Below are 14,532 nucleotides of genomic sequence, written 5' to 3'. Positions count from 1 at the left end.
CAAGAGGTTATTTTACTCATGGCAATTACAGGTATTTTCTTCGGCAGCGACACCGGCAACACCGAAAATATTGCGAAAATGATTCAGAGTCAGCTTGGTAAGGACGTTGCCGACGTACATGACATTGCCAAGAGCAGCAAAGAAGATATCGAAGGATATGACATTCTGCTGCTCGGCATTCCGACCTGGTATTATGGCGAAGCGCAGTGCGACTGGGATGATTTCTTCCCGACGCTGGAAGACATTGATTTTAATGGTAAGTTAGTTGCGCTGTTTGGCTGCGGCGATCAGGAAGACTATGCAGAATATTTCTGTGATGCGCTGGGTACGATCCGCGATATTATTGAGCCGCGCGGCGCGACTATCGTGGGCCATTGGCCGACTGCAGGCTACCATTTCGAAGCCTCTAAAGGGCTGGTGGATGATGGCCATTTCGTTGGTCTGGCGATTGACGAAGATCGTCAGCCAGAAATGACCGCAGAACGTGTACAAAAATGGGTTAAGCAAGTTCGCGAAGAGTTACATCTTGATGACATCATCAACGCCTGATTTTACGGCGTAATCTGTGGGTTACGTGGTATTAATAGGTAAAAGCAATGGAAATAATTGCTACAAATTTTTAACTTTTTTCTCCATCGCTGTACAATAAGCCCTGCTAAAGTGGTGTTATGAAGCACAGGAGTTGCTGGTGACACCACGTTTTAAAAGCTTACTTTACTTGAGGACTTGCAGTTTTCATTTAGCCATGGCAGTTCTATAATGAGACGCATTATCCCAGGTGCATTCCTTCTAACTTCCATTGAGGAAGTGAATCGTATAGCAACAGGACAGATTCCGCATGACTGACAACAATACCGCATTAAAGAAGGCTGGCCTGAAAGTCACGCTTCCTCGGTTAAAAATCCTGGAAGTGCTTCAGGAACCGGATAACCATCATGTCAGTGCGGAAGATTTATATAAACGACTGATCGACATGGGCGAAGAGATCGGGCTGGCGACAGTATATCGTGTACTGAACCAGTTTGATGACGCCGGCATTGTGACCCGTCATAACTTCGAAGGCGGGAAATCCGTTTTTGAACTGACTCAGCAGCATCACCACGATCACCTGATTTGCCTCGACTGCGGCAAAGTGATCGAATTCAGTGATGATTCCATCGAAGCGCGTCAGCGTGAAATCGCCGCCAAACACGGCATTCGCCTGACGAACCACAGTCTTTACCTGTACGGCCACTGCGCCGAGGGTGACTGCCGCGAAGATGAACACGCGCACGATGCGAAATAATCCCTTTTCATACTCAAGCCAGCCTTCAGGTTGGCTTTTTTTTTGCCCTTCAAAAACAAAAATGCCCGGCAGGTTTGCGCTGCCGGGCAGGTTACTTCAGCAATAATTACGCTTTCACGCTATCCACACGGCTGAAACGTTTGCCGTCCGGGCTGGCGGTGCGGATCTGCACTTCCCCGCTCACCTGCGGACGCGCTTTATCATCGTAGCGCAGCCAGTTTTTACCGCCGTCCGTAGAATATTCCACGACCATTCCCGGGAAGCTGGTATTGGCTTCCAGCTTGCCGCCGACCACGCGCGCGCCCGGTACAGGCAGGCGGTAGTTAATGCCTGCTTTGTCCAGTTTTGCCAGTTCACGATGGCCTAACAGATTTGCAAAGCGGGTCCAGTCTTTATCCAGCGCTTTTACATCGACCAGATGAGTTTCACCGCCTTTGTACTCGCGACCGGCCTGATAATCCTGTTCCCAACCGGCGCGGTGCCAGGCACGCTCTGCGACCGCAATCATGCGTGGATAAATCATGTACTCCATCTGGTTGTCGGTACGTACCACTTCACTCCACAACTGAGCAGAAAGACCATAGGCTCCAGGCCATAGTTTGTCCGATTTCGCGTTGAATGGATTGCCGTCGCGATCCAGTGAGGTTTCAGCATTTTGCGGCATGTTGTCCGGCGCAAAGCTGAAGATCTTGCGCTCATCGCTAAAGCGCGTGCCCCAGTAGTAGCCGCTTTCCGCCGGATGGACTTCGTTCGGGAAGTCGAGGTAAACATAGTCCGGGTTCGAGACAATGACGCGGAACCCTTTGTTTGCCCAGTCATTTACCGAATCGAAACCGCCCCAGTAGAGCGTATCCCAGAAGTTAACATTGACGTGATCGGTGGCAAACTCGGCGGCATTTTTAGCATCTTTCAGGCCATCCTGCCACGCCTGCATGGTGCCGATACCGTGCGCTTTCACCAGCTTGCTGACCTCAATACCAAAGTAGCTGGAAAGATGCTCAACATCTGCAACCTTACCCTCTTTGACCATAGACTGGCAGACCTGAGATTTAGCCCATGGTTTGTCCTGCTTGCTCTGATCGATGATGCCTTTGCCCGCTTCCGGTTTTTTCTGGTCGGTATAACCCGTTCCCAGATAGATGTTTTTCGCTTCGTCACCGCCAAAATGCCAGGTATTCAGCGACACACCCGCTTCTTTGTGCATTTGCTGGATTTCACCCATCACCTTATCAACGAAATTGCGTGACGAATCGAGGCACGGGTTCAGATAACCAGTGCGATTATAGAACTGTACCCCGGTGGTATTGGAGGTGTCCGTCGGATCCAGTAAACGGTACTGGTTCGCCTCTTTCTCTTTACCCTCTTTCATCAGGCGCTCATAGCGCGCTTCCATTGAGATCACTGCGGCACGGGCGTGTGCCGGCATATCAATTTCCGGGATCACTTCAATCTGTCGCGCTTTCGCGTACTTCAGTATGTCGATGTAATCGGCACGGCTGAAGTGGCCGCTGCCATTGTTGTTACTGTCCGGGCCGGAACCCAGCTGCGGCAGCAGGCAGGTTTTCTCGCTCAGATCGTGGCAACGTTTGCTGCCGATGTCGGTCAGCTCAGGCAGACCGGGGATCTCAATGCGCCAGCCTTCGTCATCGGTAAGGTGAAAGTGGAATTTGTTCAGCTTATAAGCTGACATTTGATCCAGCAGGCGCAGTACGGCATCTTTGCTGTGGAAATTACGTCCCACATCAAGCTGAATCCCGCGATAATCAAAGCGCGGTGCGTCTTTCGCTTCAAGCTGTGCGATTTTCGGCTCGCCACTGGCAGGGATCAGCGACAGCAAAGATTGCAGGCCGTAGAACACGCCAGCCTGATCAAAGCCAGTGATTACCGCTTCATTTGCCCCAATGTGCAACTTATAGGCACCAGATATGGCTTCATCACCCGCAAAAGCCTTCACTGCGATCTCTGTGCGGATGGGATAACTGCCCTCCTTAACGCCCAGCAGCGCGAAGCGCGACTTCACCGCTTCCTGCGCATCTGCGCCTAGCACAGAGAGATCGAGCGTCACGCCTTTGCTCAGATCCACATCCTGACCGGAGATTTTTACCTTCTGCGGCGTGGGGACAATCTGGCCGCGCAACGTGGAGAGGTTTAGCGCTTTGACGTCGCTATTTTTCTCAAAGCGCGCTTCAGCGGTCATCAGGATGTTTTTATCATCCGGCGTACGTTTCCACTGGCCGTCGAGCGGCGTAACAAACTGGAACAGATCTTCGGTATCGGTATTGGCAATCACTTTTGCCGTCGCACCTTCGGCCGTCACGTACCAACGAGGCAGCACATCGGTAACAAACAACTGCCAGTACTCGTTAACAACCGGAATTTCCACCGCCTGCTTTGCCGGGAAGCCGGTAAATTTGTCCGTTGGCTCCAGCTTGTGCAGATCGCCCATGATATGGGTGACCTTGAACTGGTCATTTGCCACCTCCAGTATCGGACGGATGCTGTGGAAGTAAATCGTCCAATCCTTGTCGGTTACAGCCTCACCATTGTTGGTCAGCGTGATCACCGCTTTATTGCAGGAAGCCCAGTCGGCACCAAGCTTCGCACAATCAATGCCGTTCTGTGCGGCAAAGTTATCCTTCACCGCGTAGTTAAGATGAAACTGGCTGATGGCGTCGACGGTGCTCTGGTTTGCCAGCGCGGGGCTGCTTAACACGCCGAAAATTGCGCTGGCCAAGATGCTTAAACGTACTGTTTTCATTACTTATTCCTTGTATTTCAGCCGGGCATAACCCGGCAAACGCATCAGAAGATGGTGAACGGTGCGATAACCATGAATTTCACGTCGCGCTCATCCTGGAAGATGTTGCCGTAGCCGCCGCCGTAGCTCGGGATGTCAGAATGGTTGTCATATTGGGTAAAGTGCAGCTTGAACATCGTGCCTTTGGCGCGACCATCCTGAACGGTATAAATGGCATCCAGGCTGTAAGCGGACTCTTTCAGGCGGTAGTTTGGATCGTAATACGCATCCGGTGTTGCCATATCAGCCGGCTTCGCGTCCCACGCATAGGCGTAAGATGCGCCGACCGTAAAGCCTGGCAGGTTCCAGTTCTTCAGGTCATACATCGCACCGAAGAAGAGAGCCTTTTCACCGTTGGCATTAAAGTCAGAGCGGTTATCCCACCAGATATCGAGGCGCCCGTTGGATGACGCATAGGTTGGCGTCATACGTTGCAGGAAGTATCCTTGCTGGCCGTCAGCTTTGACCCAGGTGCCTTCAAGACGCAAATCGACCTGACCAATTTTGTAGCCGAAGGTCAACGCTTGCAGCCATGCGGTGCCGTCATAAATATCGTTCACGCCGCCATTGCTGACTTTGTCGCGGGTACCGTAGAACTGGTAGCTGGTGCTGAGTGGGCTGCCTGCCACGTCAAATTTGTAGCTGGCTTTAGCAAAGTATTGATCGACGTAGCCTTCCGCCTGGCCAAATGCGGCCTCCAGCACAAGGTCGTTTTTGAAGTCATATTTTGCGCCGAGCGAGTGCAGATAGTCGACTTTGGTTTTTCTGTCGTTCTGATAAAACTTATCCATCTCGATATGCCAGGGCGCCTTGTATTCATTGGTCCACATATACGAGAAGCTCAGCGCACCTGCATCGCCATAATCAAAATTCGCCCCGGCTTCCGCCCCCTGGTAGGTGCCCGGCATAAAGCTCCAGTGCGGCGCTAACAGCGTTTGCCCAGTTGGCTGAATGTAACCCGCGCGCGCCCAGACCGGGCCATATTTAAATTTCGCGGCGGCTTTATACAGGCTGATCCCGCTTTTATCTCCTGACCAGTCTTCTTTGTAGGCTTTGTTACTGGAGGAGAAAGCAATTTCGTTCGGATGCGCGCTATCGCCGTTTTCTGCCATTTCAATCGCGGTAAAAGCCGCAATATCCAGACCGAACATGTCAGCGACATAACCCGACTGGAAATCCAGATTGGCGTTCCAGGTCGAGTGCGAAAGGTTAGTTTTGTATTTATTTTCCAGAACATCTTTACGGTCACGTTCACGCTGCCAGTAATAAATACCGCCCGTGAGCGTGGAATCATCGATAAAACCTGCTGCATGAGCCTGTGGAGATACAACCCAGCCCGACATTGCTGTGACACTGGCAATAGCCAGCGCCAGTGCACTACGTTTGCCACTAAACATACGCATGAGTGATTCCTTCTGGACGCATATAAACCGCCGTGATGGCGAGAAAAAAAGCAAAAAGTTTAGGTAGTTATGAAATACCCCCGAAGTAACTACCGGCTTAAGACTATTTTTCGCGACGCGAATTATCAATGCTTTTTAGTGAGCAAAATGCAGGATTATGATGAAGTGCACATAATTGGTAGTGTTTTGAAACAAACTACATAAGTTGGTTAAATGATTAATTTAAACGCAATTAATCAGCATATAATGCTTACTGGTAGCGATTACATCTTATATATAGCTAAAATTATCGCTTTCCGATCTTTTCAGGTGGGTTAAGTTAATATCAATAAGAGACGACATTAATTCGCGTCGAGAATATATTATGCGGTAATCACCTAATGAATAAGCAAAAAAAACGCCGCAGTTCGCGGCGTTTTAAGCTGATTGTCTGTGATTGACTTAATCAGTCACCCATTTTTGCCCAGGTATCGCGCAGCCCAACGGTGCGGTTGAAGACAGGTTTGGTAGCGCTTGCATAACGGCTGTCGAGGCAGAAATAACCTTCGCGCTCGAACTGATACGCTTTACCCGCCTGCGCCTCTTTCAGAGAGGGTTCAGCATAGCCCTGCTTGATCACCAGTGATTCAGGATTGATGGTGGCAAGGAAATCATCCGCCGCGCCCGGGTTCGGTACACTGAACAGGCGATCGTAGAGACGGATTTCTACCGGCAACGCATGCTGCGCGCTTACCCAGTGGATCACACCTTTCACTTTACGGCCATCAGCCGGATCTTTGCTCAGAGTATCCGCATCATAAGAGCAGAAAATGGTAGTGATATTGCCTTCGCCATCTTTCTCCACGCGTTCAGCTTTAATCACATACGCGTTGCGCAGGCGCACTTCTTTGCCCAGCACCAGACGTTTGTATTGCTTATTCGCTTCTTCACGGAAATCTGCGCGATCGATCCAGATCTCGCCGCTAAACGGCACTTCACGCGTGCCCATCTCCGGTTTATTCGGATGGTTCGGCATGGTGACGATTTCGCTGCCGCCCTGCGGATAGTTTTCGATAACCAGTTTCACCGGATCGATAACCGCCATTGCGCGTGGCGCATTCTCGTTAAGATCTTCACGGATGCAAGATTCCAGCGAAGCCATCTCGATGGTGTTGTCCTGCTTGGTCACGCCTATGCGTTTACAGAATTCACGGATGGAAGCGGCAGTATAACCACGGCGGCGCAGACCTGAAATGGTCGGCATACGTGGGTCATCCCAGCCTTCCACATGCTTCTCGGTCACCAACTGGTTCAGTTTGCGCTTCGACATCACGGTGTATTCCAGATTCAGACGCGAAAACTCGTACTGGCGCGGATGAACCGGAATAGTGATGTTATCCAGCACCCAGTCGTAAAGACGACGGTTGTCCTGGAACTCCAGCGTACACAGGGAGTGCGTAATGCCTTCCAGCGCATCGCTGATGCAGTGGGTAAAGTCGTACATCGGGTAGATGCACCACTTGTTACCGGTCTGGTGGTGTTCTGCAAATTTAATGCGATACAGCACCGGATCGCGCATCACGATAAACGGCGATGCCATATCGATCTTCGCGCGCAGGCATGCTTTACCTTCCTCAAAGCCGCCGGAACGCATTTTCTCAAACAGCGCCAGGTTCTCTTCTACGCTGCGATCGCGGAACGGGCTGTTTTTACCCGGCTGAGTCAGCGTACCGCGATATTCACGGATTTCATCAGCAGAAAGCTCGTCAACATAGGCCAGGCCTTTGTTGATCAGCTCGATCGCATACTGATACAGCTTGTCGAAGTAATCCGAGGAGTAGCAGATGTCGCCAGACCAGTGAAAGCCCAACCATTGCACGTCGTTCTTGATCGATTCAACGTATTCGATGTCTTCTTTAGCCGGGTTGGTATCATCAAAACGCAGATTGCACTGGCCCTGGTAATCTTGCGCAATGCCGAAGTTCAGGCAGATAGATTTCGCATGACCGATGTGCAGGTAGCCATTCGGCTCCGGCGGAAAACGGGTGTGGATGGTAGTGTGCTTACCACTGGCCAGATCTTCATCAATGATCTGGCGAATAAAGTTAGTCGGGCGGGCTTCAGCCTCACTCATCAGGGGTTCCTCAAGGCGTAAACAACGTATAACGGCATATGATCTAATAACAGGGCGCAGGAAACAACCTTTACTTATACAAATCAGCGTTGCCCGCTGGAAAGGTAATCGGCTACGGCTTGTGCTCGTGGGCAGCCTCTCTGCAACCGTGGCAAACAGTGTGAAAAGCGCATCCGTTTCATCGTATCCCCTGTAATAAAGCGGCAACAGTATGGCATTGATTAAATACGGAGCAAAAAAAAGCGGCGGAGGTTCTCCCCCGCCGCTTAAGGCTTAATGCTTACTCAGGAGCGACTACTTGCCTTTAATCTCATACAGCGGCGTCTGACCGGCAACAAGCTGGCCCTGCGCCTTGATAACCAGACCGCTAAAGTCATCGATATTGCTGACGACTACCGGACTAATCATTGAGCGGGCATTGGCATTGAGGTACGCCAGATCCATTTCCAGTATCGGCTGGCCCGCCACAACTTCGGCACCTTCTTCCACCAGTCGCGTAAAGCCCTGTCCGCCCAACGCCACGGTATCGATGCCCATATGCACAACGATTTCAGCGCCTTTTTCGGTTTCCAGGCAGAATGCGTGGTTGGTATTGAAGATTTTAACGATGGTGCCCGCTGCCGGAGAAACCACAATGCTTTCGGTTGGTTTCACCGCTACACCGTCGCCAACAGCTTTGCTGGCGAAAGCTTCATCAGGGACTTGATCCAGCGCAACCAGTTCACCCGTTACCGGCGATACCAGTTCAGCAATCACTGTTGCGTTCGGTACAGCCTGAGGCTTGGCACTCGCCACTGGCGCAGCGGCTGGCGCTGCATTACCTGCAGCCGGAACATGGCCGGTGGTCTTCATCGCATTGGCGATTTTTTCCGCCACAAAACCAACGATGATCTGCACGCTGGTTTTGTTCAGACGGATAACGCCGGTTGCGCCCAGGCGTTTAGCCAGCGCATCGTTCACCAGTGCAGAATCTTTCACGTTCAGACGCAAACGGGTGATACAAGCATCAATGCCGGTCAGGTTATCAGTACCGCCAACTGCGGCAATATACTGACGCGCCAGCCCACTCACATCCTGCTCTGTATCCGCGCTTACGTTTACATCCTGACCATCAGTTTCATCACCGGCAACAGCCAACTCACGACCCGGCGTCAGCAGGTTGAATTTGGTGATCGTGAAGCGGAAGATCACGTAGTAGATAACGAAGAATACCAGCCCCTGCGGGATCAGCATCCACCACTGGGTTGCCAGCGGGTTACGCGAAGAGAGCACCAAATCCACCAGACCCGCACTAAAGCCGAAACCGGCAATCCAGTGCATGCTCGCGGCGATGAAAACAGAGATACCGGTCAGAATTGAGTGGATGACATACAATACCGGCGCCACGAACATGAAGGAGAATTCCAGCGGTTCAGTAATACCAGTGAAGAACGCGGCAAACGCACCGGCCATCATGATGCCCAGTACTTTGGCTTTGTTTTCCGGACGTGCGCAGTGATAAATCGCCAGCGCCGCACCCGGCAGACCGAACATCATGATCGGGAAGAAGCCCGCCTGGTAACGACCAGTGATGCCGACAACCGCTTTACCGGCTTCGATAGACTGTGCGCCGCCGAGGAAGTTAGGAATGTCATTGATGCCAGCAACATCGAACCAGAACACGGAGTTCAGCGCGTGATGCAGACCAACCGGGATCAGCAGACGGTTAAAGAAGGCGTAGACACCCGCACCGATTGAACCCATTTTCTGGATATGTTCACCAAAACCTACCAGACCGCTAAACACGACCGGCCAGATAAACATCATGATGAATGCGACCACGATCATCACAAACGATGTGAGGATCGGCACCAGACGGCGGCCGCTGAAGAAGGAGAGCGCTTTCGGCAATTCGACATTGCTGAAGCGGTTGTAAAGTTCGGCGGCAATAATCCCGACCAGAATACCAATAAACTGGTTTTTGATTTTGCCGAATGCAGCAGGTACCTGATCCGCAGGAATTTTTTGGATCATGGCGACCGCAGCAGGTGAACACAGCGTGGTCAATACCAGGAAGCCGACAAAGCCGGCAAGCGCAGCAGCGCCATCTTTATCTTTGGACATACCGTAAGCGACACCCACCGCGAACAGCACACCCATGTTATCGATAATGGCAGAACCGGATTGGATGAAAAACGCCGCCAGCGCGTTTTGTCCCCCCCAGCCTACCGGGTCAATCCAGTAGCCGACACCCATCAGTATCGCCGCCGCGGGCAGAGTGGCGACAGGCACCATCAGCGCGCGGCCAATCTTTTGTAAATAACCTAGAATACTCACTTTTATTCCCCCTATGAACCCATCGTGAGCTCACTGAAACAGTCGTTTTTTATTGTGTAACTAACCTGAAATCACGGCTATTTATTCACTACCCTACAGGCTATTTTTTCACTACCTTGCAGAGTGTGTGAAAAATTAATTCGCCTCGCAAATTAAAAGCATTTTTTTTGTGATAAAAGTCACTAACTATCGTCAATAAGCCTCCCAACTGCTAGCAAACAAGCAAAACTTATTTTATGATCAAAAATATCAAGACGGACTGCTCCCGCTCTGTAACGCATTCAGGTTACGCTTAACACCGAGCCAGCAAGCATTCCGCCAACTTTATTCATTTAACTTTGAGGTGAACAATGAGACTGATTCCCCTGGCGACAGCTGAACAAGTCGGAAAATGGGCAGCCCGCCATATCGTAAATCGTATCAACGCATTCAAACCGACGGCAGATCGTCCGTTTATCCTTGGTCTGCCAACCGGTGGTACGCCGCTCACCGCTTACAAAGCACTGGTTGAGATGCACAAAGCAGGCCAGGTTAGTTTCCAGCACGTTGTCACCTTCAACATGGATGAATATGTTGGTCTGCCGAAAGAGCATCCGGAAAGCTACCATAGCTTTATGCACCGCAACTTCTTTGATCACGTTGATATTCCGGCAGAAAATATTAACCTGCTGGATGGCAATGCGCCTGATATTGACGCAGAATGCCGCCGCTATGAAGAAAAAATCCGTTCCTACGGCAAAATTCACCTGTTTATGGGCGGCGTAGGTAACGACGGGCACATTGCGTTTAACGAACCGGCCTCTTCTCTGGCTTCACGCACGCGCATTAAAACCCTGACTCATGACACCCGCGTGGCGAACTCTCGCTTTTTTGACGGCGACGTGGACCTGGTGCCGAAATACGCGCTGACTGTCGGCGTAGGCACGCTGCTTGACGCGGAAGAAGTGATGATCCTGGTACTTGGCGGCGTGAAAGCGCAGGCTCTGCAGGCGGCAGTAGAAGGCAACGTAAACCATATGTGGACCATTAGTTGCCTGCAGTTGCATCCGAAAGCAGTCATCGTCTGCGATGAACCGTCCACGATGGAGCTGAAAGTTAAAACGCTGAAATACTTCAACGAGTTAGAAGCGGAAAACATCAAAGGTCTGTAATTCAGTTTCCGCTCCGCAAGGGATGACTGCGGAGCGGTACATATTTGTAACCGGGGGTCGTTATGTATGCTTTAACCCATTGCCGAATCTACACCGGCCATGAAATTCTGGATAATCACGCGGTTGTGATTGCCAATGGCCTGATTGAACGTCTTTGCCCACAGGACGAGTTGCCGACGGGAATCGAACAACGCTCGTTGAATGGCGCCATTCTGGCCCCCGGCTTTATCGACGTGCAGCTTAACGGCTGTGGCGGCGTGCAGTTTAATGACACCGCAGAAGCGGTAAGCGTGAAAACGCTGGAGATCATGCAGCAGGCGAACGAAAGATCCGGCTGCACCAGCTACCTGCCGACACTGATCACCTCCAGTGACGAATTAATGAAACAGGGCGTGCAGGTGATGCGCGATTACCTGGCGAAATACCCGAATCAGGCGCTCGGTCTTCATCTGGAAGGGCCGTGGCTGAATATCGTTAAAAAAGGCACCCATAACCCGGCGTTTGTGCGTAAACCGGAACCTACGCTGGTCGATTTCCTGTGCCAGAACGCAGATGTTATCACCAAGGTAACGCTGGCACCGGAAATGGCAGGCGACGAAGTCATTCGTCAACTGTCGGATGCAGGCATTGTGGTCTCCGCCGGGCACTCTAACGCCACGCTGAAAGAGGCGAAAGCCGGATTCCGCGCCGGGATCACTTTTGCGACGCATCTTTATAATGCCATGCCATACATTACCGGTCGCGAGCCGGGTCTGGCTGGCGCGGTGCTTGATGATGCGGATGTTTACTGTGGCGTTATTGCCGACGGGTTGCACGTCGATTACGTTAATATCCGTAACGCTAAACGTCTGAAAGGTGACAAACTTTGCCTGGTGACCGACGCGACCGCACCAGCGGGTGCAAACATTGATCAATTTATTTTTGCTGGCAAAACAATATACTACCGGAATGGGTTGTGTGTGGACGAAAACGGAACGCTGAGCGGTTCCTCCCTGACAATGATTGAAGGGGTACGCAATCTGGTAGAGCACGTCGGCATCGCACTGGACGAAGCGCTGCGTATGGCAACACTCTACCCCGCTCGCGCCATTGGCGTTGACAACCGTTTAGGCAGCCTCGCCATCGGCAAAGTGGCGAACCTGACTGCGTTCACACGCGATTATAAAATCATCAAGACCATCGTTAATGGCAACGAGGTCGTCACTGCATAAAGAGAAAGTATGACATCAGGCGGACAGGCTCAAATTGGTAACGTTGACCTCGTAAAACAGCTTAACAGCGCGGCGGTTTACCGCCTGATTGATCAACATGGCCCCATTTCGCGCATTCAGATTGCCGAACAAAGCCAGCTTGCTCCTGCCAGCGTGACCAAAATCACGCGTCAACTCATTGAACGCGGATTGATCAAAGAAGTCGATCAACAGGCCTCCACCGGAGGCCGCCGCGCCATCTCCATCGTCACCGAAACCCGCAGTTTTCAGGCTATCGGCGTGCGTCTTGGTCGCTATGACACCACGCTGACGCTGTACGATCTGAGCAGCAAAGTGCTGGCCGAAGAGCACTACCCTTTACCAGAACGCACCCAGGAAACACTCGAGCATGCGCTGCTTAATACCATCAGCCTGTTTATTGAAACCAGCCAGCGTAAGATCCGCGAACTGATCGCCATTTCGATCATCCTGCCGGGGCTGGTCGATCCGGAAAGCGGCGTCATCCGTTACATGCCGCATATCCAGGTCGAAAACTGGGGGCTAGTGGAAGCGCTGGAAAAACGCTTTAAATTGACCTGTTTTGTGGGCCATGACATTCGCAGTCTGGCGCTTGCCGAGCACTATTTTGGAGCAAGTCAGGATTGCGAAGACTCTATTTTGGTGCGCGTGCATCGCGGCACCGGTGCCGGGATCATCTCCAACGGCCGTATTTTTATTGGTCGTAACGGTAACGTAGGCGAGATCGGTCACGTGCAGGTCGAGCCGCTGGGCGAGCGTTGCCACTGCGGTAACTTCGGCTGTCTGGAGACTATTGCCGCCAATGCTGCCATTGAACAGCGCGTACGCCATCTGCTTGAGCAGGGTTATCAAAGCCGCATCACGCTGGATGATTGTTCGATTAAAGCAATCTGTAAAGCCGCAAATAAAGGCGACGCGTTGGCCTGTGAGGTAATCGAATATGTCGGCCGCCATCTTGGTAAAACCATTGCGATTGCCATCAACCTGTTTAATCCGCAAAAAGTCGTGATCGCAGGCGAGATTGTTGAAGCCAGCAAAGTCCTGCTCCCCGCCATTGAAGCCTGTATCAATACCCAGGCGCTGAAAGCGTTTCGCAAAAACCTGCCGGTGGTGCCTTCCACGCTGGATCATCGCTCGGCTATCGGCGCATTCGCGCTGGTGAAACGCGCCATGTTGAACGGTCTGCTGCTGCAACGTTTGCTGGAAAACTGACAGGGTTTATAGTTATTACTTCATTTTTATCCGGACAGTCCATGACCATTCAGAATGTAATCTGTGATATCGACGGCGTGCTGATGCACGATAACGTAGCGGTGCCTGGCGCGGCAGAGTTCATCACGCGCATCCTTGAGAAAGGCATGCCGCTGGTGCTGTTGACGAATTATCCTTCTCAGACCGGCCAGGATCTGGCGAACCGCTTTATCTCCGCCGGTATTGATGTGCCCGCCAGCGTCTTTTATACCTCGGCCATGGCCACCGCGGATTTCCTCAAGCGCCAGGAAGGGAAAAAAGCCTATGTTGTTGGTGAAGGCGCGCTGATCCATGAGCTTTATAAAGCAGGCTTTACCATTACCGACATCAACCCGGATTTTGTCATCGTCGGCGAGACCCGCTCCTATAACTGGGAAATGATGCACAAAGCGGCCTTCTTTGTCGCCAATGGCGCACGCTTTATCGCCACCAACCCGGACACCCACGGACGCGGTTTTTACCCTGCGTGCGGCGCGCTGTGTGCAGGTATCGAAAAGATTTCTGGCCGTAAACCATTTTACGTCGGCAAACCCAGCCCGTGGATCATCCGCGCCGCGCTGAATACGATGCAGGCACACTCGGAGCAGACGGTGATTGTCGGCGACAACCTGCGTACCGACATTCTGGCCGGTTTTCAGGCCGGTCTGGAGACCATCCTGGTGCTCTCGGGCGTTTCGCAAATCGATGATATTGATGCCATGCCGTTTCGCCCTTCGTGGATTTATCCCTCCGTCGCGGAAATTGATGTTATCTGACAGAAACCACGTCTTCGGACGTGGTTTTTCATTTTGCGCATGACAAAAAACAACGTCATTCAACAAAAAGCGCTTTATTTTGCTGATTCATCAATAACAGAGTTCAATCTGTACTCTTTTTTCAGCATTCGATAATCACTATTGCACTTTTTAAGTTTGTGCGTGCAAAAGGCTTGCGCGCGCCTGCGTTTTTGCGGCATTTTGAACGCAAGCACACAACATTACAGCAATG

Annotated in this window: 10 protein-coding genes; 6 read left to right on the top strand and 4 right to left on the bottom strand. The window is 51.7% G+C overall.

Annotation, left to right across the window (positions count from 1 at the left end):
* The first annotated feature begins 18 nt into the window (after positions 1-18).
* Both fldA and fur read left to right on the top strand, forming a co-directional pair.
* Positions 19-549, top strand: coding sequence for a flavodoxin FldA (gene fldA / locus C0557_RS06880; RefSeq protein ID WP_208657953.1), 531 nt, complete (start codon positions 19-21; stop codon positions 547-549).
* Positions 550-838: 289 nt separating this feature from the next.
* Positions 839-1,285, top strand: a complete 447-nt coding sequence (gene fur / locus C0557_RS06875) for a ferric iron uptake transcriptional regulator (RefSeq protein WP_007373881.1) — start codon at positions 839-841, stop codon at positions 1,283-1,285.
* 106 nt (positions 1,286-1,391) lie between these two features.
* On the opposite strand, the gene C0557_RS06870 is transcribed toward fur, so the two are convergent.
* The 4 genes from C0557_RS06870 to nagE all read right to left on the bottom strand — a co-directional run bounded on the left by C0557_RS06870 (position 1,392) and on the right by nagE (position 9,914).
* Positions 1,392-4,043 carry a beta-N-acetylhexosaminidase gene (locus C0557_RS06870; RefSeq protein ID WP_208657952.1) on the bottom strand — a complete coding sequence of 884 codons (2,652 nt, stop codon included), beginning with the start codon at positions 4,041-4,043 and terminating at the stop codon, positions 1,392-1,394.
* 44 nt (positions 4,044-4,087) lie between these two features.
* Positions 4,088-5,485, bottom strand: coding sequence for a chitoporin (chiP, locus tag C0557_RS06865; protein WP_074775252.1), 1,398 nt, complete (start codon positions 5,483-5,485; stop codon positions 4,088-4,090).
* A 445-nt stretch (positions 5,486-5,930) separates the two neighbouring features.
* Complete coding sequence (glnS, locus tag C0557_RS06860) at positions 5,931-7,598, bottom strand: glutamine--tRNA ligase (RefSeq protein ID WP_208657951.1); 1,668 nt, start codon at positions 7,596-7,598, stop codon at positions 5,931-5,933.
* Between the two features lie 294 nt (positions 7,599-7,892).
* Positions 7,893-9,914: an N-acetylglucosamine-specific PTS transporter subunit IIBC gene (gene nagE, locus C0557_RS06855; RefSeq protein WP_208657950.1), complete on the bottom strand. Its 2,022-nt coding sequence runs from the start codon at positions 9,912-9,914 to the stop codon at positions 7,893-7,895.
* A 350-nt stretch (positions 9,915-10,264) separates the two neighbouring features.
* On the opposite strand from nagE, the gene nagB reads away from it, so the two are divergent.
* The 4 genes from nagB (at position 10,265) to C0557_RS06835 (ending at position 14,300) form a co-directional block, all read left to right on the top strand.
* Positions 10,265-11,065: a glucosamine-6-phosphate deaminase gene (gene nagB / locus C0557_RS06850; protein ID WP_043954270.1), complete on the top strand. Its 801-nt coding sequence runs from the start codon at positions 10,265-10,267 to the stop codon at positions 11,063-11,065.
* Between the two features lie 62 nt (positions 11,066-11,127).
* Complete coding sequence (gene nagA / locus C0557_RS06845; protein ID WP_208657949.1) at positions 11,128-12,276, top strand: N-acetylglucosamine-6-phosphate deacetylase; 1,149 nt, start codon at positions 11,128-11,130, stop codon at positions 12,274-12,276.
* Positions 12,277-12,285: 9 nt separating this feature from the next.
* Positions 12,286-13,506 (top strand): N-acetylglucosamine repressor, encoded by a 1,221-nt coding sequence (locus tag C0557_RS06840; protein ID WP_208657948.1) that lies wholly within the window; start codon positions 12,286-12,288, stop codon positions 13,504-13,506.
* 41 nt (positions 13,507-13,547) lie between these two features.
* On the top strand, positions 13,548-14,300 hold the full coding sequence (locus C0557_RS06835) for an HAD-IIA family hydrolase (RefSeq protein WP_007373873.1): 753 nt from the start codon (positions 13,548-13,550) through the stop codon (positions 14,298-14,300).
* Positions 14,301-14,532: the final 232 nt, after the last annotated feature.

The sequence above is a fragment of the Kosakonia sp. MUSA4 genome, assembly GCF_013085925.1.
Lineage (GTDB): Bacteria > Pseudomonadota > Gammaproteobacteria > Enterobacterales > Enterobacteriaceae > Kosakonia > Kosakonia sacchari_B.
The sequence above is the reverse complement of the archived record's forward strand: the minus strand, read 5'-3'. Positions and strand labels throughout refer to the sequence as shown.